Source organism: Pedobacter suwonensis, assembly GCF_900111825.1.
Lineage (GTDB): Bacteria > Bacteroidota > Bacteroidia > Sphingobacteriales > Sphingobacteriaceae > Pedobacter > Pedobacter suwonensis.
The window spans coordinates 111,980-131,882 of the sequence record NZ_FOJM01000006.1 but is presented as its reverse complement, the minus strand read 5'-3'; the positions used below and the strand labels follow the sequence as shown (position 1 = coordinate 131,882).

19 protein-coding genes are annotated in these 19,903 nt (G+C 39.0%); 8 read left to right on the top strand and 11 right to left on the bottom strand.

The genetic code is table 11. The annotated features are described in order from the left end of the window. The first annotated feature begins 24 nt into the window (after nucleotides 1–24). Nucleotides 25–423, top strand: a complete 399-nt coding sequence (locus BM107_RS09360) for an META domain-containing protein (RefSeq protein ID WP_090982581.1) — start codon at nucleotides 25–27, stop codon at nucleotides 421–423. Nucleotides 424–497: 74 nt separating this feature from the next. Continuing rightward, entirely contained in the window at nucleotides 498–1,421 is a 924-nt protein-coding gene (locus tag BM107_RS09355) for a YihY/virulence factor BrkB family protein (RefSeq protein ID WP_090982579.1), read from the top strand. A gap of 6 nt (nucleotides 1,422–1,427) precedes the next feature. On the opposite strand, the gene BM107_RS09350 is transcribed toward BM107_RS09355, so the two are convergent. The 4 genes from BM107_RS09350 to BM107_RS09335 all read right to left on the bottom strand — a co-directional run bounded on the left by BM107_RS09350 (nucleotide 1,428) and on the right by BM107_RS09335 (nucleotide 3,692). Then, nucleotides 1,428–1,862, bottom strand: a complete 435-nt coding sequence (locus tag BM107_RS09350) for a MarR family winged helix-turn-helix transcriptional regulator (RefSeq protein WP_090982577.1) — start codon at nucleotides 1,860–1,862, stop codon at nucleotides 1,428–1,430. Between the two features lie 323 nt (nucleotides 1,863–2,185). Further along, nucleotides 2,186–2,605, bottom strand: coding sequence for an organic hydroperoxide resistance protein (locus tag BM107_RS09345; RefSeq protein ID WP_090982575.1), 420 nt, complete (start codon nucleotides 2,603–2,605; stop codon nucleotides 2,186–2,188). Between the two features lie 187 nt (nucleotides 2,606–2,792). After that, nucleotides 2,793–3,383: a porin family protein gene (locus BM107_RS09340; protein ID WP_090982573.1), complete on the bottom strand. Its 591-nt coding sequence runs from the start codon at nucleotides 3,381–3,383 to the stop codon at nucleotides 2,793–2,795. A gap of 12 nt (nucleotides 3,384–3,395) precedes the next feature. After that, on the bottom strand, nucleotides 3,396–3,692 hold the full coding sequence (locus BM107_RS09335; protein WP_090982571.1) for a hypothetical protein: 297 nt from the start codon (nucleotides 3,690–3,692) through the stop codon (nucleotides 3,396–3,398). Between the two features lie 129 nt (nucleotides 3,693–3,821). On the opposite strand from BM107_RS09335, the gene BM107_RS09330 reads away from it, so the two are divergent. Further along, nucleotides 3,822–4,976 (top strand): tetratricopeptide repeat protein, encoded by a 1,155-nt coding sequence (locus tag BM107_RS09330; protein WP_090982570.1) that lies wholly within the window; start codon nucleotides 3,822–3,824, stop codon nucleotides 4,974–4,976. On the opposite strand, the gene BM107_RS09325 is transcribed toward BM107_RS09330, so the two are convergent. From BM107_RS09325 to BM107_RS09305, 5 genes are all read right to left on the bottom strand, one after another. Next, complete coding sequence (locus BM107_RS09325; RefSeq protein ID WP_090982568.1) at nucleotides 4,973–5,434, bottom strand: DUF4268 domain-containing protein; 462 nt, start codon at nucleotides 5,432–5,434, stop codon at nucleotides 4,973–4,975. The two genes, BM107_RS09330 and BM107_RS09325, sit on opposite strands and share 4 nt — an antisense overlap. Nucleotides 5,435–5,605: 171 nt before the next feature. Next, entirely contained in the window at nucleotides 5,606–8,248 is a 2,643-nt protein-coding gene (locus BM107_RS09320; protein ID WP_090982566.1) for a glycoside hydrolase family 78 protein, read from the bottom strand. 144 nt (nucleotides 8,249–8,392) lie between these two features. Beyond that, on the bottom strand, nucleotides 8,393–8,977 hold the full coding sequence (locus BM107_RS09315) for a riboflavin synthase (protein ID WP_090982564.1): 585 nt from the start codon (nucleotides 8,975–8,977) through the stop codon (nucleotides 8,393–8,395). A gap of 255 nt (nucleotides 8,978–9,232) precedes the next feature. Next, a complete protein-coding gene (accC, locus tag BM107_RS09310) occupies nucleotides 9,233–10,744 on the bottom strand; it encodes an acetyl-CoA carboxylase biotin carboxylase subunit (RefSeq protein WP_090982874.1) in 1,512 nt (503 codons plus the stop codon). Nucleotides 10,745–10,807: 63 nt separating this feature from the next. Continuing rightward, complete coding sequence (locus BM107_RS09305) at nucleotides 10,808–11,833, bottom strand: threonine aldolase family protein (protein WP_090982562.1); 1,026 nt, start codon at nucleotides 11,831–11,833, stop codon at nucleotides 10,808–10,810. A 220-nt stretch (nucleotides 11,834–12,053) separates the two neighbouring features. Here BM107_RS09305 and BM107_RS09300 point away from each other — a divergent pair, with 220 nt between their 5' ends. Then, entirely contained in the window at nucleotides 12,054–12,914 is an 861-nt protein-coding gene (locus BM107_RS09300) for an N-acetylglucosamine kinase (RefSeq protein ID WP_090982560.1), read from the top strand. A gap of 207 nt (nucleotides 12,915–13,121) precedes the next feature. Here the strand turns inward: BM107_RS09300 and BM107_RS09295 are convergent, their stop codons facing one another. Then, complete coding sequence (locus BM107_RS09295) at nucleotides 13,122–13,811, bottom strand: NUDIX hydrolase (protein ID WP_090982558.1); 690 nt, start codon at nucleotides 13,809–13,811, stop codon at nucleotides 13,122–13,124. A gap of 111 nt (nucleotides 13,812–13,922) precedes the next feature. Between BM107_RS09295 and pfkA the strand changes: the two genes are divergently transcribed. The 4 genes from pfkA (at nucleotide 13,923) to BM107_RS09275 (ending at nucleotide 18,827) form a co-directional block, all read left to right on the top strand. Continuing rightward, nucleotides 13,923–14,909, top strand: a complete 987-nt coding sequence (gene pfkA, locus BM107_RS09290) for a 6-phosphofructokinase (RefSeq protein WP_090982556.1) — start codon at nucleotides 13,923–13,925, stop codon at nucleotides 14,907–14,909. Between the two features lies 1 nt (nucleotide 14,910). Beyond that, on the top strand, nucleotides 14,911–15,753 hold the full coding sequence (locus tag BM107_RS09285; RefSeq protein ID WP_090982554.1) for a hypothetical protein: 843 nt from the start codon (nucleotides 14,911–14,913) through the stop codon (nucleotides 15,751–15,753). Nucleotides 15,754–15,759: 6 nt separating this feature from the next. Then, on the top strand, nucleotides 15,760–16,758 hold the full coding sequence (gene gap / locus BM107_RS09280; RefSeq protein ID WP_090982552.1) for a type I glyceraldehyde-3-phosphate dehydrogenase: 999 nt from the start codon (nucleotides 15,760–15,762) through the stop codon (nucleotides 16,756–16,758). 845 nt (nucleotides 16,759–17,603) lie between these two features. Beyond that, entirely contained in the window at nucleotides 17,604–18,827 is a 1,224-nt protein-coding gene (locus BM107_RS09275; RefSeq protein ID WP_090982550.1) for a GAF domain-containing sensor histidine kinase, read from the top strand. Between the two features lie 436 nt (nucleotides 18,828–19,263). Here the strand turns inward: BM107_RS09275 and BM107_RS09270 are convergent, their stop codons facing one another. Further along, nucleotides 19,264–19,872: a Crp/Fnr family transcriptional regulator gene (locus BM107_RS09270; protein ID WP_090982548.1), complete on the bottom strand. Its 609-nt coding sequence runs from the start codon at nucleotides 19,870–19,872 to the stop codon at nucleotides 19,264–19,266. Between the last annotated feature and the right edge of the window lie 31 nt (nucleotides 19,873–19,903).

Genomic DNA, 19,903 nt, shown 5'->3' with positions numbered 1-19,903 from the left:
AGTAAATGATATAAACTTTTTGTTATGAAAAACCTTATTTACTGCGGCATTTTGATCTTATTACTTAGTTCTTGCAAAGAAAAATTAGATCCGGCAAAATTCACCAATACCAAATGGGAATTAATCTCGCTGCCAGGATTAACTTTGCCTTCAAACGCAAAGGCAACACTCAACTTTGCAGACAGCCTTAAATTTAGCGGAAAATCATTTTGCAACAGTTATGGCGGACAAGGCGAAATTACTGATCATAAAATAAATGTTAAAAATGTTTTTAGCACAAAAATGTTCTGCCAGGAAACTGACGCTGCTGAACGTGCTTACTTACATGCCCTTAACCAGGTGAATAACGCCAAAATAACTGATGATAAGCTACAGTTGTTAAATGGTGATAAAACGCTAATGGTTTTCACCAAAACCAACTAGAATCTTTACAATGATAAAAAGGCTGAATAAAGTATTTTTACTATTTTCGGCCTTTTGAGTTTAACGCAGGAGCAATGCCATTGATGATACTAGATCTGAAGTTTTTTTTCTCTACCATAAGAAAAGCATTTAATTTATTTCAGCAGAATGATCCCTTGCGATTGGCCGGCGCGACTGCATTTTTTACCAATTTCGCTTTACCCCCAATATTGATCATCCTGATCAGGCTTTTCGGCATGTTTACCGATAGGAGGTTACTGGCTACACACCTTTTTGAACGTTTGGCGAATATTCTGGACAATGAAAGCATATTACAGATCCGAAACACCCTAAAAAATATCCGGGGGATTGATCAGGCCTGGTATGTTACCTTGTTTAGTTTTATATTTTTTCTTTTTGTAGCCACTACATTATTTAATGTGATCAAAAACTCCCTGGAACAGATCTGGAACATTGGTCAGAAAGATAAAAAGGGAATTATTAATACCCTTAAATCGAGAGCCATATCTGTTACCATTATTTTGTTGGCCGGAATATTATTTTTTATAGGCCTGTTGGCTGATAGTGTGCAGGCCTACATAGGTGCTTTTCTTAAAAATGGAGCGCCATCTTTTGGATTAATTTTAACCTCAATTATTAATCAATTGGTTTTTGTAATTATCGTAACTACCTGGTTTACTATCCTTTTCAGGTATTTAACCAATGGTAGACCTACCTGGCGGGCGGCTATCTCAGGAGGCTTGTTAACCGGATGCCTGTTCACCGCCGGAAAGTATATCTTAAGGATTTTATTGCCGCTAAGCAACATCAGTAATATTTACGGGTCGGCGGGATCGATTATTGTTATTATGCTTTTTGTATTCTACTCTTCCCTGATATTCTATTTTGGGGCTTCATTTATAAAAGCATTAAGTGTTGGACGCGCCACCCCTATTGTACCAAAAAATGGGTCTTTCGCCTATGAGCTAACCGAGGTCGGATTGAAAAAGGAACATTAAGTACCATTATACAACCAGATTTTGAATCAGTTTATCAAGCAGGCTTTTGAGTTGAATACTTTCTTCTGAGCTAATCCCCAGCTGCTCTCCAAGTTGAGCGCGTAAAGCTGGTGCTTTTTCTTTCAACGCTATTCCCTTTTCTGTGAGCGATATAACGATGCTTCTCTCATCCTTTAAAGATCTGACACGCGCTACAAGACCGGTTTCCTGCATCCGCTTAAGCAACGGGGTTAAAGTATTTGATTGCAGCATTAATTTTTCTGAAAGCAAGCTTAAGTTAACAGCATCATTTTCCCACAATACCATTAAAACCAGGTATTGGGGATAGGTTATACCTAGGGTATCCAGCACAGGCTGGTAACATTTTGTTACTAACCTCGAGGCAGCATAAAGCGGAAAACACAACTGGTTTTCCAATTTTAAAGACTCATCTATATCCATCACTTATTTTCTTTAACAATAAAATCTTCAGCTAAATAAATCATTTTCTCTCATCCTAAAAACCTGAGTTCGATTATTTGCTTAATATAAATAGTCTATTTTTAAATGTTTATAATGACGATATCGTCATGCTGAATTTATTTCAGCATCTTTTATACGAGATAGACCCTGAAATAAATTCAGGGTGACGACCAGAAAATAAAAACGCCCATAAACATCTTCAGAACAGATTATTAATCGAGCTCAGGTTAAAAAATTTGCTTTGGAACACTGTAGTTGGAATGACACTCCACCTAACACTTGTTCCATGCTGGAGTCAATAATTAAATCACTTCCAGTTTAACATCAATATTACCACGCGTTGCATTTGAGTATGGGCATATCGCATGTGCTTTTTCTACCAATTGCTGCGCTTGTGTAGTTTCTATTCCCGGAATCCGCACTTGTAACAAAACGCCTAATTTGAAGCCACCTTTTTCATCAGGATGCAGCGATACACTTGCTTTTACTGAAGACGGTTCTTCAGGTTTAACCTTATCCTGATGCATCACTAAGTTTAATGCACTATCAAAGCAAGCGGCATAACCCGCCGCAAAAAGCTGTTCCGGATTGGTATATTCCCCGCCATTACCACCCAGCTCTTTTGGCATTCTCACTTCAAGTTCCAGAACTCCATTTTCACTTGTTATTTTTCCATTACGTCCGCCGGTTACCGTAGCGCTTGTTTCATATAACGTTTTCATATTATTTTTTTTGATTTTAATCGCAAACGATTATATCGCTTACGATACAAATATAAACAACTATTTTAAAAAAGCAAATTATTCCATGAAACTGATATGGGCTCTATTGGGGATCGAAGACGAAAGTATCAGGCATAAAAAAGGTGTTTATTAGAAATAAACACCTTCCATTTTTTAGATTGATTTTTTATAAAATTCTATAACCAAAACCGATTGTAAATAAATTCAGTTTAGTACCTGGATAACCAGCCTTATTAATTTTAGAAAGTCCCAACTCATAACGGGCATCAAAACTCAGCTTTTTAAGATCTAAACCTGCTCCAAATTGCCAGGCCAGGGCCTGATTTTTAAAGTCGGCACGGAAAACATTTCCTGCCGCCTGACCAAAGCTTTGGTTTTCATCTAATATCAGCGAGAACATTGGTCCCGTGTTCAAACGAAGTCCTACACCAGCTGCACCAAACTTTGTACCTACCAATAAAGGCACATCTAAGCTGGTAAAGCGCACTTTGTTTACCTCTCCTGTTGCATCACTTACCAAATCTGCTTTTTTTCCTGACAGGTAAAGCTCAGGTTGAAAATAAACGCCTGCAGCACCTACCCTGGCCCAAAGGCCGCCATAAAAACCAGTACGGTTGTTGCTGTTAAAAGTGTTTTCACTATCAAATTTCGAAAAATTTGCACCAGCTTTAACACCCAGCTGGAACGATGGCAGTACCTGTGCGCTGGCAAATAAGCCAACCAGTAAAAAGGCAACAGTTAATGATAAAAATTTCATATACAATTAAATTTAGCCGGTGGCATTGTTAATGGCTTCCTGTTCTTTTAAAGAATCAATATTATTTTTATCACCAAAGTTTTGGGTTTTACCTGCAAAATAATCTAAAATTCCCGAAATAGTTTCTAAGTTATCAGCTAAGTTTTGATGAATTTCTGGCAAGTCTTTTTCCAGACGGCTATCGCCTAATTCAATATTATCTACTTCAATCTTCGCAATTTTCTGAATAAGTGCCTGCTTAGAATTTTGCAAATCTTCCAATTCACGCACAATCTTCTCCATTAATTCAAACTTCTTTAAAGTATTCATAGGTTCTTATTTTAGTTAAACTATTCCTTATAAACCCCTTTGTATAGTTTTTGTTTTATTTCTCGGTTTTTTACCCGCCGATTTGGAACTAATAAAAATAACTAATAATTTAGTTAAAAATCATCAGTTATGAAAAACCCATTTACGCTATTGGTCTTATTCCTTTTAGCTTTAACAAGTTATGCACAGGATGCAAAAACGGTAGATAAGGAGAAGCTCTTCGACCTTTATCAAAACCAACGCTATGCAGATGCAGCACAGTACCTGAAAAATACTTATGGAGATGAAGTAAATGATTTTAAAATCCTAAGCCAAATGGGTTATTGTTTTTTAATGGCTGGTAATAATGCAGAAGCAGAAAAATTTTATAGCAAGGCCAATACCTTACAGCCCCATAACCTATCCATTCTTTTTAGTCTTGGTAACATTAATACTAAAAGAGGCAGTACCGAAAAAGCCAAACTGTATTATGGCGAAATTGTAAAGATAGACAGCAGTAATTTCAATGTATATAAACTATTGGCCAATCTGTACAATTCTCCGCAAGATGACTCGCTCAAACTCAACTACCTTTTAAAAGCTAACTTTATTAATCCACTGGAAGGCGATGTTGCCGCGGACCTTGCTGAAATGCATACCAGCTATCAGCAATACGAAAAAGCTTATCAGGTACTCAATATTGCCATTAATGGTGATAGTGATAACCTGGTACTTCAAAGAGCTAAACTGCCTATTGCCAACCAGCTGAAAAAATATGGTGAGGTGATCGCATCAGGTGAGAAATTATTGAAAGATAATGCAGATGCAGGAGTAATAAAGGACACCGCAAAAGCCTACTACTATACCAAAAAGTATCAAAAAGCGATAACGCTTTTTAAACAGCTGGAAGAGATGAAGATGGAGAACGAAGCTACCTTATACTACACATCATTAAGTTACCGCGCTTTAAAAGATTATCACCAGTCAGCACTTTATTCTCAGAAAACCATCGATGCAGGCATCTCGCCCAATACCTCCAGTTATTATGCCTTATTGGGATTGGTCTATGAAGAAAATAAACAATTTGCGCTGGCAGGCACGGCTTATAAAAAAGGGTTGCAATTTAAAGCTACTCCCACATTGTATTATCGCCTGGCCGTATTCTATGACACCAGTTTAAAACAAGGCAAAAATGCACTCAAATACTATAATCTTTATATAAAAAGCAAGCCCAGTCCAACGGATGATAAAGAAGAGATTAAATTCTCAAAAAGCAGGATTGAACAACTCAAACTGACCAATTAAACCAGATCTTCGAAAACAGGTTTTACGTTATCCCAAAATTCGTCCAGGGCGATTATTCGTGGTTTAAAAAAGGAAATTAAGGTTGGCCAATGTTGTTGATTAAAGATGCTCACCCCAGCGATGCCGATGGAAATCTTAGATACCGTTTTACCGAAATCATCGGTTGCGTCTTTAATCCATTCCCATTCTTCGTTCAATGTGTTGGTAAATAAACGTTTAAATTCTTCAAACTGTTCGAAAATAAGATGCCTGATATCGGGATCAGGATGAGAAAGCTGAATGCTGATGAAGGCTTTTTTGCCATCAACATCCATCTTAAAGAAGATGTTCTTCACACCGGTTTTATAGTTGGTCCAGTTTACTGTCGAACCGCTCGCTGATGGCACAGGCTTCATGTATTGCCCAAAACTGATCCAAAACTGTTGACGTAAACGGGCCGACTCTTCTTTACTGTACATTTATTTTTTTAGCATCTGATAAAGGCCTTATCATCGTTAATCTAAATCGTCATTCCCGCGCAGACGGGAATCTTAAAGCAAATGCATTAGGATTCCCAATCAAGTTGGGAATGACGACTTCCTGTAAAAAAATATTCACGATGTCTCCTTACAAAGCTGCAATATTAGCGATTAATATTTACTTTCAAAATGGTAACTCCCGGAGCCGATCTCTTCTTTTTTTAGGGCACCAGGCAGTACAACGGTTGCGGAGGCATTGGCGGGAACTGTTACGTCCAGTTTAAAGGTTCCATCAGTTAAAGTCCAGGAAGATTTTATCGTTCCATACACCGTTTCCAGCGCTGCTGAAGCACTGGTTAACTTACCTCCAGGTCTGGGCGCGATCAAAATGTCTTTATAGCCAGGCCTTGTAACAACCGGGTTGATGCCTGCTATGTTTTTATACATCCAATCGCCAATGGCGCCATAAGCATAATGGTTAAAAGAGTTCATATCTGCGGTTTGAAATGAGCCATCCGGTTTAATACCATCCCAACGTTCCCAGATGGTGGTAGCTCCCATTTTAACCGGATATAACCAGGAAGGATAACTTTCCTGCAATAATAAGTCATAAGCTACGTCTTCATGCCCAAAACGGCTCAGTACATGGCACAGGTATGGGGTGCCTAAAAAACCCGTGGTGAGGTGGTTGCCGTAATCTTTTACATTATCCACCAATCTTTGCGCAGCCTGTGCGCGTAAATTTTCGGGCAGCATATCGAATTGCAACGCTAAAACATATGCTGTTTGCGTAGCAGAAACCAATTTGCCGCTTGGTGTCATATTTTCTTTGAGGTAAGCCGCTTTAATCTGATCTAAAAGTGCCTGGTACTTCACTACATCTTCCGTTTTACCTAATACCTTTGCCGCATTAATCAGCAACTGGGTTGAATGTGCATAAAATGTTTGGGCAATCATATACTTATCAGTCACAGCTGCACGACCGTCGTTATCATCATTAGGCCGGTAAAATAACCAATCGCCAAAGTGGAAGCCCGTATTCCAGAGGTTATTTTTTGCTACTGAAGAAATATAATCTACCCATTTTTTCATGCTGTTGTACTGTGTTTCCAGTATTCCTTTGTCGCCATATGATACATACATATCCCATGAAACAATGGTGGCTACATCGGCCCATCCGGCAGAACCTGCATCATTCTGTGTCAATACATTTGGTATCACAAAAGGAACACTACCATTGGGGAGCTGATCTGCAGCAACATCTTTTAGCCATTTGGTAAAAAAGCCCGATACATCCATATTATATGCGGCAGTTAAAGCAAACGCCTGGGCATCGCCGGTCCAGCCTAAACGTTCGTCTCTCTGCGGACAATCTGTTGGCACATCAACAAAATTCCCTTTCTGCCCCCAGGTAATATTGTGCTGCAACTGGTTTAGCAAAGGATTAGATGTGCTGAATTTTCCAGTGGTTTTCATGTCTGAATACACGGCTACTGCAGTAAGGTCTTCTAATCTCAGTTCGCCGGGGTATCCATCTACTTTAACATACCTAAAGCCCTGAAAGGAAAAATGCGGTTCGAATGTCTGCTCAGTTCCGCCCTTTAAGATATAAGTATGCTGTTGCCTTGCTGTTCTCAGGTTAGTTGTATAAAAATTACCTTCTTTGGTTAATACTTCAGCATGGCTGATGGAGATTTTTGTCCCCGCCGGGCCTTTCGCTTTCAGCGTTACCCAGCCTACTAAATTCTGACCAAAATCAACAACAGTTTCACCTTTGGGTGTTTTAAATATTTTTAAGGCTTTAAATTCTTCATGTTTGGTTACCTGTGGTCCGCTCATTCCAACCAGTTTTTCAGGGCCAAAGGCTAATTCCTGTACCGGCTTCCAGTTCAGGTCTTCTTTAAAACCTGTATTATTCCAGCCTTGGCGTTCCAAACGGGCGTCATAAGTTTCACCATCATAAATATTAGCGGCTAATATGGGTCCGTAACTTGTTTTCCAGGTATTATCTGTTACGATGGTTTCTTTGCTCCCATCAGCAAATTCTACTTCCAGCTGCATTAACAAAGCCCTGGTGTCGCCATAAAATTGCTTCTGATGATTAAATCCGATACGCCCTTTGTACCAGCCATCGCCCAGCGAAACACCAATTACATTGCCACCTGTCTTCAGCGATTGTTTGACATCATAAACCTGATATTGAATATGATCTTTATAACTGGTCCAGCCTGGGGCAAAATACGCATTACCAACCCGATTGCCGTTAATACTCGCCTCATATAAGCCTTTGGCGGTAATATAAACCAATGCAGATTTTACCCGTTTGTTAAGGTTAATTTCTTTTCTGAACAATGGACTCGCTAACGAAGTATCTTTTCCGGCTACCGAAATCCATTTCGCCTGCCAATCTTCAGGTTTTAAACCGGTTTGAAAATATTGTACCGGCGACCACGCGGATGTGTTTCCGTGATTATCTTTTACCCTAACCTGCCAGTAATATTTGGTTTTCGATGACAGTTTTGGGCCGTCATAGGCAACCAGCACAGACTGGTCACTGCTTACCCCTGCTTTCCATAAAACTTTACCAATAGTGGCCGTTGTACCCAGCTTGATTTCGTAGTTACGCTGTTTGGTATTTTTGATGTCCGAAATTATTTTCCAGCTGAATCTGGGTTTCGGATGATCAACACTTAAAGGATTAACTAAATGCTCTACCGTTAAATCTTTTACCGAAACTTTCTGACTGAAGGTATCCGTTGTAAATAAAAACAATAAGATAAGACTGGTAAAGGGTACAAGTAAGTTTTTGTTCATATTGGTTAGCGTTAATTTTCGATCTTAACAATGCGATAATCAGCAATATTTTTAAACTAACCATCCTGCACTGTTATGAAAATAAACGCCGGCACAACGTCAATAAATTGACTGAACAAATTTTAAAAAATTAAAATAAATAACTTACCGATTCATCAACCTGGCCACATACTTGCCGATAATATCAAACTCCAAATTTACCGTATCGCCTACATAAACTTCCTGTAAGTTTGTATGTTCGAAAGTATAAGGGATGATAAATACTGAAAATTCGTCATCAGCTGAATTTACAACAGTTAAGCTGATCCCGTTTACACAGGCTGAACCTTTTTCTACAGTTACATTTCCGGCGCCGGCATCATATTTAAAACGGTACTCCCAGCTGCCATCAAGTTCTTCGCGTTTTATACAAACCGCAGTCTGGTCTACGTGGCCCTGCACAATATGACCATCTAAGCGGGCATTCATCTGCATACAACGCTCAAGGTTCACTTTACTACCCACTTTCAAACCACCTAAATTGGTTTTGTTAAGGGTTTCATCAATTGCGGTAACCGTATGCGTTCCATCACGTAAAGCCACAACGGTTAAACATACCCCGTTATGGGCTACGCTCTGGTCAATTTTCAGTTCATGGCTAATTGCCGATGATATGGTAAAGTGGATATTGGTATGATCGTTTTTAATGGCAGTAATCTCGCCAAGTGTTTCTATAATTCCTGTGAACATTTTATAATTTATTTAAAGTCCGTCATTCCCGCGCAACTGTTCGTCCTCAACTGAAGAGCAGTCCCGAACGTTCGGGAGAGAGATCTACCTGGATAAATTTCTCCACTGCATTACACTTCACTGCCATTGACATATTACAATAACAAGGGTCGTCATTGCGAGGTACGAAGCAATCTTAATGCGTTCGCTACTAGCTAGAGGTGTAAGATTGCTTCGTCGGCTGAAAAAGCCTTCTCGCAATGACGATTCGTCTATTTAATATTTTAATCTATTTTTCCTCCAATCGGAGCTATTTTTAATTGCTGTACCTCCTAACCCCACTTCTTTTTCAGCAAACAGTTTTGCAGCAATTACAGCGGCAATCAGTGCTTCTGTTTCATCCTGCTTTTTTAAACTTTCTGCTTTAAAGTATTTACCTACAAAGTGTGTGTCAAAATTACCTGTTCTGAAAGCCTCGTGTTGCATTACAAATTTACCAAAACCCAAAGTAGTCTCTATCCCGGTAATATCATATTCTTCAATAGCCCTAATCATCCGCTCCATTGCTTCTCCTCTATCTTTGCCGTAAGTAACCAGTTTGGCAATCATCGGATCATAATAAATAGGGATTTCCATTCCCCGCTCAAAGCCATCATCTACCCTTACCCCGTTACCTTTGGGTGTATTATAAGTTTGCAAAGTTCCGATATCAGGAAGGAAATTATTGGCCGGATCTTCAGCATAAACCCTCAGTTCGATGGCGTGTCCGCTGATTTTTAAGTCATCCTGACTAAAACTCAATTTTTCTCCTGAAGCAATTTTGATCTGCTCTTTTATCAGATCTATGCCTGTAATCAGCTCGGTTACCGGATGTTCTACCTGCAAGCGGGTATTCATTTCGAGGAAAAAGAAGTCGAGGTTTTCATCAAGAATAAATTCGACTGTACCCGCTCCGGTATAATTTACAGAACGCGCAACATCTACCGCACATTGCCCCATTTTTTGCCTGATTTCTTCAGTTAACACAGATGAGGGGGCTTCTTCTACTACCTTCTGGTGTCGGCGCTGTATAGAACACTCACGCTCAAATAAATGAACGATATTACCATGGCTATCGCCTAAAACCTGTATTTCAATATGCCTCGGAGAGGTAACATAACGTTCGATAAAAACTGCGCCATCGCCAAATGCCGAAGTAGCTTCGCTTACGGCAAGTTGCATCTGTTCTTCAAAATCTTCAGCCCGCTCCACAATGCGCATTCCCTTACCACCTCCTCCTGCAGCTGCTTTGATTAAGATCGGAAAACCAACTTCAATGGCCCGTTGCTTTGCCTCATCTACATCCTGAACGGCCTCTTCCGTTCCGGGAACCATCGGGATATTATATTTTAATGCTGCGGCTTTTGCAGCTAATTTATTGCCCATGGTTTCCATAGCCTGTGGCGAAGGACCAACCAGAATAAGGCCGGCATCAGCAACCATTTGTGCAAAACTGGCATTTTCTGATAAAAACCCATAACCCGGGTGGATGGCCTCAGCGCCTGTTAGCTTACAGGCGTCTATAATCTTTTCCCCCACCAAATAACTCTGGTTAGAGGGCGCAGGGCCAATACATACGGCCTCATCGGCATAACGCACATGCAGCGCATTCCGGTCTGCTTCAGAATAAACAGCTACTGTTTTAACTCCCATTTCCTTTGCCGAACGCATAATCCGCAAAGCGATTTCGCCACGGTTAGCGATTAGAAGTTTGGAGATTGGGGCTTGAAGTTTGGAGTTTTCGGGCATTTTGGTTAGCATTTCATTAGACATATTGACTCAGGACTGAATACTTGCAACTTAGGACTCTATCTAAGACAAATGTAATATTATTTCAATTGCCTGATCAATCATTTCCGGAGTCAGATCAAGGTGAGTTACCAAACGGATGGTACTGGCGCTGGTGGTATTGCAATACAACCCTTTTTCCTTTAATTGGTGAACAACCTTCTCTGCCGATCCCTTTCCGACTTCAAAAATAACGATATTGGTTTCAACAGGCATTACTGATTTTACATATTTTGCGCCGGCCAGTGCATTGGCCAAGGCCTGCGCATGTGCATGATCCTCTTTTAACCGTGTTATATGATGATCGAGTGCATAAATACCTGCTGCCGCTAAAAAACCTGCCTGGCGCATGCCCCCACCAAAAGCCTTTCTGATTTTTCGCGCTTTATGGATCATTTGTTTAGTACCTAACAATACCGAACCCACTGGTGCACCGAGTCCTTTAGATAAACAAACTGAAATCCCGTCAAAATATTTACCGTATTCGCTGGCCTGATCGCCGGTAGCCATGAGTGCATTAAAAACACGGGCACCATCCAAATGTAGCTTTAATCCTTTTATGTTACAGAGGTGATGAATGGGTGCAATTTGCGATAAGGTATAACAACTTCCTCCACCTTTATTTACTGTATTTTCTAAAACAACCAAACTGGATGTAGGATAATGGATATTGTCTTCATTAATTTCAGGCTCGATCAGCTCCGGTGTCAGGATTCCACGTTCACCGTGAAGTAGCCTGACCGATGCGCCAGAGTGAAAAGCAATGCCTCCGATTTCATAGCGGTAAACATGTGCAGTCTGATCACAAATGACCTCGTCCATAGGCTGTGTAAAACACTTGATGGCAATCTGGTTGGTCATCGTTCCGGATGGGCAGAAAAGCCCGGCTTCCATATTAAAAATCGAAGCCAATTTCGTCTCCAAAGCATGCACCGTTTCATCTTCACCAAAAACGTCATCGCCTACTTTTGCATTCATCATGGCATCCAACATTCCGGCAGTTGGCCTGGTCACCGTATCACTCCTAAAATCTAAAAATCGCTTGTTCATCTGGCTATTTTCTTGTAAAATATTGTTGACGTTAAAAAAAAGACCACTGCCCTTTCTGGTATAATTTTAAGGTTTTTCGGCGATTAAACGCCTTATATAGTGTATTTTTTACACACTTAATTTTCAGTAACAACAAATTGTTAAAAATTTATTAAAAAAAAGGATACAAAATATAAGACTTTTTATACTTTTATCGTGCTAAAACCAAAAATAAATAAAAATGATAGTAATTGCAGACGGCGGATCTACCAAAACAAATTGGTGTTTGATTAACGAGGCCGGCAGAAAAATTTACTTTAACACCGAAGGTTACAATCCATATTTTTCAAAAGGAGAGTACATTGTAAAGTCTTTGAATGAGACTCTTCCAGACCACTTGGAAAGAGAAAAATTGACAGCGGTTTATTACTACGGTGCCGGTTGTTCTACACCTGCAAATGTTAAGATAGTATCCGATGCCATGCAACAGATTTTCACCAATGCAAATATCTTTGTGGGCCATGATTTACTTGCTTCCTGCAGAGCATTGCTTGGAAATGAACCAGGATTTGCCGCTATTTTAGGCACAGGTACAAATTCATGCCTTTACGATGGAACTGAAATTACCATGAACATCGATTCTCTGGGTTATTTCCTTGGCGATGAGGGTAGTGGTTCTTATATTGGTAAACGCATTTTAAGCGATTACATGAAAGGTTATATGCCAAAAGGATTACGTGAAGCTTTTTATGATAATTATGCCTTGACCAACGAAGATATTTTCGATAATATTTACAATAAGCCGTTGCCGAACCGTTTCTGCGCAAGCTTTAGTAAATTTTTATACGATTTTAAAGATAACTATGAAGATTATGCTTTCAGCACGATCGATTATGCATTTACCGCATTTTTTGAAGCTTTGGTTATCCACTATCCAAACTATAAAGACCACAAATTAAACTGTGTGGGTTCTGTAGGTTATAGTTTCCGCGATATTTTAAGTATTGTAGCCGACCGTTACGAAATGGGTGTAGGCAAAATTATCCGTTCGCCTATAGACGACCTGGTACATTATCACTTAGAGTTGGCACCTAAGGCTTAGTCTTTAGTCCTAAGTCTGGAGTCCTTAGTCCAGATCCGTATAAAACATATTATACAAGCAAAAAAATCCCGGTTTGAAATTCAAACCGGGATTTTTCTATTTATAACAGACGATGCTGCTTTCGTTTTTATCTTTTGGCACCCTTCCACCTCAAATCTCACATCTCAAATCTAACCTCTCAAATCTAACCCCTCAAATCTTAACCCGCTAGAACGAAATCTCCTTGCCAAAAAGTTTTGCATATTTACGCTTATCAAAACGATATAGGGTAGCTGCACGATAGGAAACTCCTTTTTGTTTTTCATCAAGTTCTTTGAGCACACCAAAGCTTACAATTTTCTTTCTAAAATTCCTTTTATCAAGTTTTTTACCCAGCACCAGTTCGTAAACGTGCTGCAATTGTGTTAAGGTGAATTTCTCTGGCAAGAGTTCAAACGCAATAGGTTGGTGTTTGATCCGCCGTTTTATTTTTTCTAATCCTTTATCGTAAATTTTCTGGTGATCAAAAGCCAATTTAGGCAGATCGGTAATCGGCAGCCAATTGGCCCGCTTGGCATAAGTGCTGATCGGGCGTAATTCCTTGTCTCCGCCCAAACGGATCAAGGCATAGTAGGCCAAAGTGATTACCCGCCCTTGCGGGTGCCTGTTCGGATCACCAAAAGCATAATACTGCTCCATATAAATACCACGCAAACCGGTAAGTTCATACAAAATCCTGGAGGCTGATTGATCTAAACTTTCATCAGGACCAACAATATTACCGGGCAATGCCCACCAATCTTTAAACGGTTCTTCATTCCTTTCGATTAGCAGGATTTTTAATTCCTTACCATCAAATCCGAACAAAACGCAATCTATCGAGAATACGGAATCTAAATGAGGTAAAATTTGTTCCAAAGTAAAAATTAGTTATTTTAAGCAGATAAAGGTATAACTTTCAATATTAAGTAAAAAAAATAAAATAAATTACTTAGTGTAAAAAATACACACTATATTCGTATTATAAAGATGAAGCCAAATATAAAAAATATAGCTGTACTAACTTCTGGAGGCGATGCCCCTGGGATGAATGCAGCAATCAGAGCTGTTGTTCGTACCGGAATTTACCACGGCATTAACATGTTTGGGGTAATGCAAGGTTACCAGGGTTTAATAACCGACAACATAAAACCAATGGATGCCCGTTCTGTAAGTAATATTTTACACCTGGGTGGTACGATTTTAAAAACTGCGCGCTGTTTAGAATTTAAAACGGACGAAGGCCAGCAAATTGCCTACAACAACTTAAAGAAAAATGACATTGATGGCCTGGTGGTTATTGGTGGAGACGGGACATTTACCGGAGCTAAACGTTTTTCAGAAACTTTTGGGGTTAAGGTAATTGGTATACCTGGAACAATTGATAACGATTTAGTAGGATCTGACTTTACGTTGGGGTATGATACTGCTATTAATACCGTAATTGAAGCAATTGATAAAATCAGGGATACTGCCGATGCACACGACCGTTTATTTTTTATAGAAGTAATGGGCCGTGATTCTGGCTGTATTGCCCTAAGAAGTTCAATTGCAAGTGGTGCCGAAGCGGTATTATTGCCGGAAAGAGAAACCAGTGTTCATGAATTAATTGATAAACTGGCCGTAGGTGCGGCAACAAAAAAATCATCGAGCATTGTCATCGTAGCTGAAGGCCATAAACAGGGCGGCGCTTACGATATTGCCAAAAAGGTAAAAGAAACCTTTGATCATTATGATACCAAAGTAACCATTCTGGGCCACCTTCAAAGAGGCGGAAGCCCTAGCAGTTTCGACAGAATTTTGGGCAGTCGTTTAGGTTTTGCGGCAGTAAATGCGTTAATTGCAGGCGAAACGGAGCAAATGGTAGGTTTAAAAGGAAACGAGATAAAATTAACCAGCATAAGAGAGGCGTTAACGGCTCATTCTTTTAAACTCGAACCCGATTTAATGGAAATGACAGAGGTACTTTCAATATAATATGGTAGCAGTTGTTTATAGCGGATCGAAAACAGCATTTTGGAAAATAACCCGAAATGGACAGGTAGTAGCCCATTGCAATACTACAGGCTTAAACCCCTGCTTTGTTGATCCGAAAACAATTTTACAGATACTAAATAAAAAGGTTGTCCTCGTTAACCATGCAGAAAATATCAAAAAGATCTATTTTTTTGCAGCCGGGGCATCATCATCAGATAGAAAAGAAGTACTGGCCAAAACCCTGGCGTCATTTTTCAGATACAGCAAAATTGTAGTCGAAAATGATTTATTCGGTGCAGCCAAAGCCGCCTGTTATAATCAGCCGGGTATTGTTGGTATGCTGGGCAGCGGTGCACATTGCGCCTATTTCGATGGAAAAAAGCCACTGAACAACAATTTTGGCTTAGGCTATATCTTGGGAGATGAAGGCTCATCAAATTATTTCGGAAAAATACTCCTGAAAGAATTTTTAAGCAAGAAAATGCCAAAGGATATTGAAGCAAAATTTACACTGACCTACAATCTGGATCGTCCTCAGATATTAGAACGTATTTATAATAAGCCGCAGGCCAATATATTTCTGACTTCGTTTTTCGATTTTATTACCCATAACAGTAAACATGAGTATATCTGTAAATTGATTGATGAGGGATTTGAAAAATATTTCGAAATATATATTTTACCTACATGGCTGAAACATAAAGATAGTGAACTGCATATTGTAGGCAAGGTAGCTGCCGAACTCGAAGACCGGTTAAGGTTGGCGGCCAGCAAGTATGACCTAAACATTAAAAGCATCATTAAAGAACCAATACAAAATTTATTAAAACATTACATTAATTAACAAACAATGAGCAAAATTGGAATAAACGGCTTTGGCCGTATTGGCAGACTGGTTTTCAGAGCCGCATTAAAAAGAGGATTGGATATTGTAGCGATTAACGATTTGATCGAGCCTGATTACATGGCATACATGTTAAAATATGATACTACACATGGCAAATTTGATGGTACTATTGATGTTGTTGACGGCAACTTAGTTGTTAACGGTAAAACCATCCGCGTAACTGCAGAAAGAAATCCTGCTGATTTAAAATGGGATGCTGTAGGTGTTGAAGTTGTAATCGAATCAACAGGTTTATTCTTAACCCGCGTTGACGCTGAAAAACACATTGCTGCAGGTGCTAAAAAAGTAGTTTTCTCAGCTCCAGCTAAAGATAGCGACATCCCTACTTATGTAATGGGTGTTAACCACGATAAATTAACTGCAGATCAAACGATTGTTTCTAACGCGTCTTGTACTACAAACTGTTTAGCGCCAATTGCTAAAGTTTTAAACGATAACTTTGGTATTGTTGAAGGTTTAATGAGTACGATCCACGCGGTAACAGCAACTCAAAAAACAGTTGATGGTCCTTCTGCTAAAGACTGGAGAGGTGGACGTGGTGGTTTCTCTAACATCATCCCTTCTTCTACCGGTGCTGCTAAAGCAGTAGGCATGGTATTACCTGAGCTAAAAGGTAAATTAACAGGTATGTCTTTCCGCGTTCCTGTTGCTGATGTTTCAGTAGTAGATTTAACTGCGCGTTTAGAAAAACCAGCGACTTACGAGCAAATTAAAGCCGCTATGAAAGCAGCTTCTGAAGGTGAATTAAAAGGCGTATTGGCTTATACTGAAGACGAAGTTGTTTCTTCTGACTTTATTGGCGATGACCACGCTTCGATTTTTGATGCTAAAGCTGGTATTTCATTAAATGACAACTTCGTTAAAGTGGTATCTTGGTACGATAACGAATGGGGTTACTCTTCTGCACTAGCTAAATTTGTAGAATACTACGCTAGTTTATAACAAAAAAATTGCTTTAAGCAATTTCAACATCATAAAAGGCAACATTAATTAAATAATGTTGCCTTTTTATTTTGAAAATAAGTTTCACCAATAAAAGTGCGTCCTGAAAACAGACAAAAGAATTTAATTAGCAAAAAAACGCAGCTTATTATTTCACTAATTAACCTAAAAAAGTAATAATATACGTTAATAACATGTTTAAAATCTGTTTTAAAACAAAAAAAGACATAAAATCCAAAAACAAAACACCCAAGTCAAGCTTATTTAACAATTTATTAACACATTTTTACATTATCTTTGCTGTATTATGATTTTAATTCCGGAAATCTTCTGAAAAAAGAACAGGAAATAAAAAATGACAAAAAAAATACTTAAAATTTTCTTAGTGTATTTTTTACACTATCATTTTTTTTACTATATTTGTATCATAATAAACGGAACGATGTTTGTTACTAATAGAAATAGATAAAATCACTTTCCGGATAAACCCAGGTTTAGAAAGAAAGTTAAAGACAAAGCCTGGCTCATAACAGGTTTATATTTGGTTAGAAAAAAGAGATACGTCTGGATGGAGTATCTCTTTTCTTTTATACGGGGTTTTGATTTATTAACCCGTTAAATCACACCTCATCAAGCCAAATTATTATGGAGTTACCCAACATTACGATAGTTTCAAAATAATTGAAATGCTTCCTCCCCTTTTACCTCAACCTAAATATTTACGATTACGAATAACCATTTAAAACATTCCTGATCTGGCTAAGCTAAATTACAGAATAAAACTTCTTTGGTTTATATTTGTTAAAAACCTTGACCATCTGGCAATTTTAAAACAACCTCCATTCATGAGTAAGTTTAGCAAACCCTCAGATAACACAACAGAATATGAATTACAGCGTCTAAACAAACTTAGGCGGTATGATATTATTGATTCGCCTCCGGAACTTCTCTTTGATCTGATTGCAGAAATAGCGAAGACTACTTTTAAAGCATCGGGATCATTTATTTCATTTATTGATGAAGCAAAAGTATATTTTAAGGCAAATACCAGCCCGATACCGGTCTCAGTTATTGAAAAAGAAGATAGCTTATGCGCAGTAGCTTCACAAACGACGGAGATTACCCTAATTGAGGACACCCATTCCTATCTTGAAATCAGCAATAATGCTTACGTTAAAATGGACAATGGAATCAGATTTTATGCTGCCGCACCAATAATTACGATGGAAGGCTTTATAATTGGAACCGTAAGCGTAATAGACGAAAAGCCAAGGCATGACATTGAACAAGACCAACTGTTGGTACTGAAATGGCTGGCCAGGATCACCCTGGAAAAATTGGAATCGCGACTCATTAACCGCATTTCGGTACGCGCTTACGATGACCGTTTGCACCGACTGGCACACGACATGAAAAACCCGGCCACATCGCTGATTGCTTACGGACAACTTTTAGATAAAGGCTTGCTCTCTCAGGAAAAACTTGTATCACTAGGTAAAAAAATTGAGCAAACCGGCCGGAACATCGAGCAAACGATGAACAATCTGCTGAATGAAGCTAAAAATGAAAATGCTGCCATAGATCTCAGATTTGAAACGGTCGAAGTAATCGACCTGATCAATGCAGCGGCTGCAACTTTTGATTCTACATTAAAAGAAAAACAGCAAACGCTTAAAATTAGCTGCCTAACTGATGGCTATATCCAGGTAGATCAGGAACGTATAAATGACGTTTTAAATAACCTATTGAGTAATGCAATTAAATATTCGCATGAACGAGCAACCATAGAGATTATCTGCAGCGAGGAAGCCAACAGTATTATATTCGAATTTAAAGACAACGGTTTAGGCCTGACCAGGGAAGACATTACCAAGTTGTTTACGAAATTTGCCAAGCTCTCATCGGTACCCACTGCAAAAGAACGCTCTAACGGCATTGGGCTATATATCGTTAAAACACTGGTGCAACTGCATGGCGGTAAAGTATGGGCAAGTAGCGCCGGTAAAAATTTAGGCAGTTCCTTTTTTATTTCCCTTCCAAAACAAGAAAGCTTACCCATTACGGATTAGCATAAAATTCCTTTCCATTTTATTTCACCTTTTATTCAGCGAGTTCGATCCAGATTCGCTTCGCAGGATACGGAAGTAGCCATCAATACTGATCAATTGGCCACTACATCAACGGATTCGGTTTTCCGCCGGAAAGCCTTCGACTTAAGGGACCTCACAATATAAATAACAAATATTATTACCGGAAAAAAGCGGTTGAAATAACATATACGGCCCAAATACCCTAGCCAAGAAAAAAAGGATGTAACCAGTTGGCTACATCCTTATCTAAATTAACGCTCTCAACTTATGAAGTTGTATAAGGCTCTCACCCCTTATGTCTACAATATTACGGTAGAAAGATTAAGATTTGATGAAGAAATGTATTTTTGATCAATTATTTTTAAAAATTAATGCTAATGCCGTCTGCGTTGTATTTTTTTTTTAACTAGATCTATTATACTACCTGCCTAACCATTTTACTCCGTATTCTGCTCAACGTTTCGAGGCGCATACCTAAGTAAGTAGCCATACAGCGCAAAGGAACCCTGGATGCATCAACAGAATTTAGCTCCATAAATTTCTCGTAACGCCTTTCGGCAGACGGGATACGTGCAAGCATTGATCGTTCTGAAGCTGCATGGTACTGGAATTGGAGTATTTTTCGCCATATGATGTTTGTTTCAGGATAATTTGAATAAAGCTCATCAATTAATAGGTATGGAATTGCAACTAATTCTGATTTCGCCAAGGCCTGTATATATTCAATAGAAGGTTTGGGAGGAGCACCCGGATGCTGAATGGCACCAACAAATTCATTGCCTGCGCTAATCCAGGTGGTAATTTCTTTGTTCCCTTCTCTAATAAAACCTCTTACTAGTCCTGATACCACAAAAAAAACGCAATTATTATTATCAATAGGCGATAGAATGTGTTTATTCTTCTTAATAAGAAGCGGCTCCACATTTTTTTCTATTTCCTGGATAAATTCTGATGATATCGGAGACAACTGGCTGAAATAGTTTAACACAGCGTTTACCAAAAACACCTTTTGAGATTCGAGCATACAAATTGGGTTAGACTTTAGACCCTTAATT

What these genes read in the sequence shown, in the direction of transcription:
- BM107_RS09360 (WP_090982581.1), top strand. Translation starts at nt 25, where the DNA reads ATGAAAAACCTTATTTACTGCGGCATTTTGATCTTATTACTTAGTTCT.
- BM107_RS09355 (WP_090982579.1), top strand. Translation starts at nt 498, where the DNA reads ATGCCATTGATGATACTAGATCTGAAGTTTTTTTTCTCTACCATAAGA.
- BM107_RS09350 (WP_090982577.1), bottom strand. Translation starts at nt 1,862, where the DNA reads ATGGATATAGATGAGTCTTTAAAATTGGAAAACCAGTTGTGTTTTCCG.
- BM107_RS09345 (WP_090982575.1), bottom strand. Translation starts at nt 2,605, where the DNA reads ATGAAAACGTTATATGAAACAAGCGCTACGGTAACCGGCGGACGTAAT.
- BM107_RS09340 (WP_090982573.1), bottom strand. Translation starts at nt 3,383, where the DNA reads ATGAAATTTTTATCATTAACTGTTGCCTTTTTACTGGTTGGCTTATTT.
- BM107_RS09335 (WP_090982571.1), bottom strand. Translation starts at nt 3,692, where the DNA reads ATGAATACTTTAAAGAAGTTTGAATTAATGGAGAAGATTGTGCGTGAA.
- BM107_RS09330 (WP_090982570.1), top strand. Translation starts at nt 3,822, where the DNA reads ATGAAAAACCCATTTACGCTATTGGTCTTATTCCTTTTAGCTTTAACA.
- BM107_RS09325 (WP_090982568.1), bottom strand. Translation starts at nt 5,434, where the DNA reads ATGTACAGTAAAGAAGAGTCGGCCCGTTTACGTCAACAGTTTTGGATC.
- BM107_RS09320 (WP_090982566.1), bottom strand. Translation starts at nt 8,248, where the DNA reads ATGAACAAAAACTTACTTGTACCCTTTACCAGTCTTATCTTATTGTTT.
- BM107_RS09315 (WP_090982564.1), bottom strand. Translation starts at nt 8,977, where the DNA reads ATGTTCACAGGAATTATAGAAACACTTGGCGAGATTACTGCCATTAAA.
- accC (WP_090982874.1), bottom strand. Translation starts at nt 10,744, where the DNA reads ATGCCCGAAAACTCCAAACTTCAAGCCCCAATCTCCAAACTTCTAATC.
- BM107_RS09305 (WP_090982562.1), bottom strand. Translation starts at nt 11,833, where the DNA reads ATGAACAAGCGATTTTTAGATTTTAGGAGTGATACGGTGACCAGGCCA.
- BM107_RS09300 (WP_090982560.1), top strand. Translation starts at nt 12,054, where the DNA reads ATGATAGTAATTGCAGACGGCGGATCTACCAAAACAAATTGGTGTTTG.
- pfkA (WP_090982556.1), top strand. Translation starts at nt 13,923, where the DNA reads ATGAAGCCAAATATAAAAAATATAGCTGTACTAACTTCTGGAGGCGAT.
- BM107_RS09285 (WP_090982554.1), top strand. Translation starts at nt 14,911, where the DNA reads ATGGTAGCAGTTGTTTATAGCGGATCGAAAACAGCATTTTGGAAAATA.
- gap (WP_090982552.1), top strand. Translation starts at nt 15,760, where the DNA reads ATGAGCAAAATTGGAATAAACGGCTTTGGCCGTATTGGCAGACTGGTT.
- BM107_RS09275 (WP_090982550.1), top strand. Translation starts at nt 17,604, where the DNA reads ATGAGTAAGTTTAGCAAACCCTCAGATAACACAACAGAATATGAATTA.
- BM107_RS09270 (WP_090982548.1), bottom strand. Translation starts at nt 19,872, where the DNA reads ATGCTCGAATCTCAAAAGGTGTTTTTGGTAAACGCTGTGTTAAACTAT.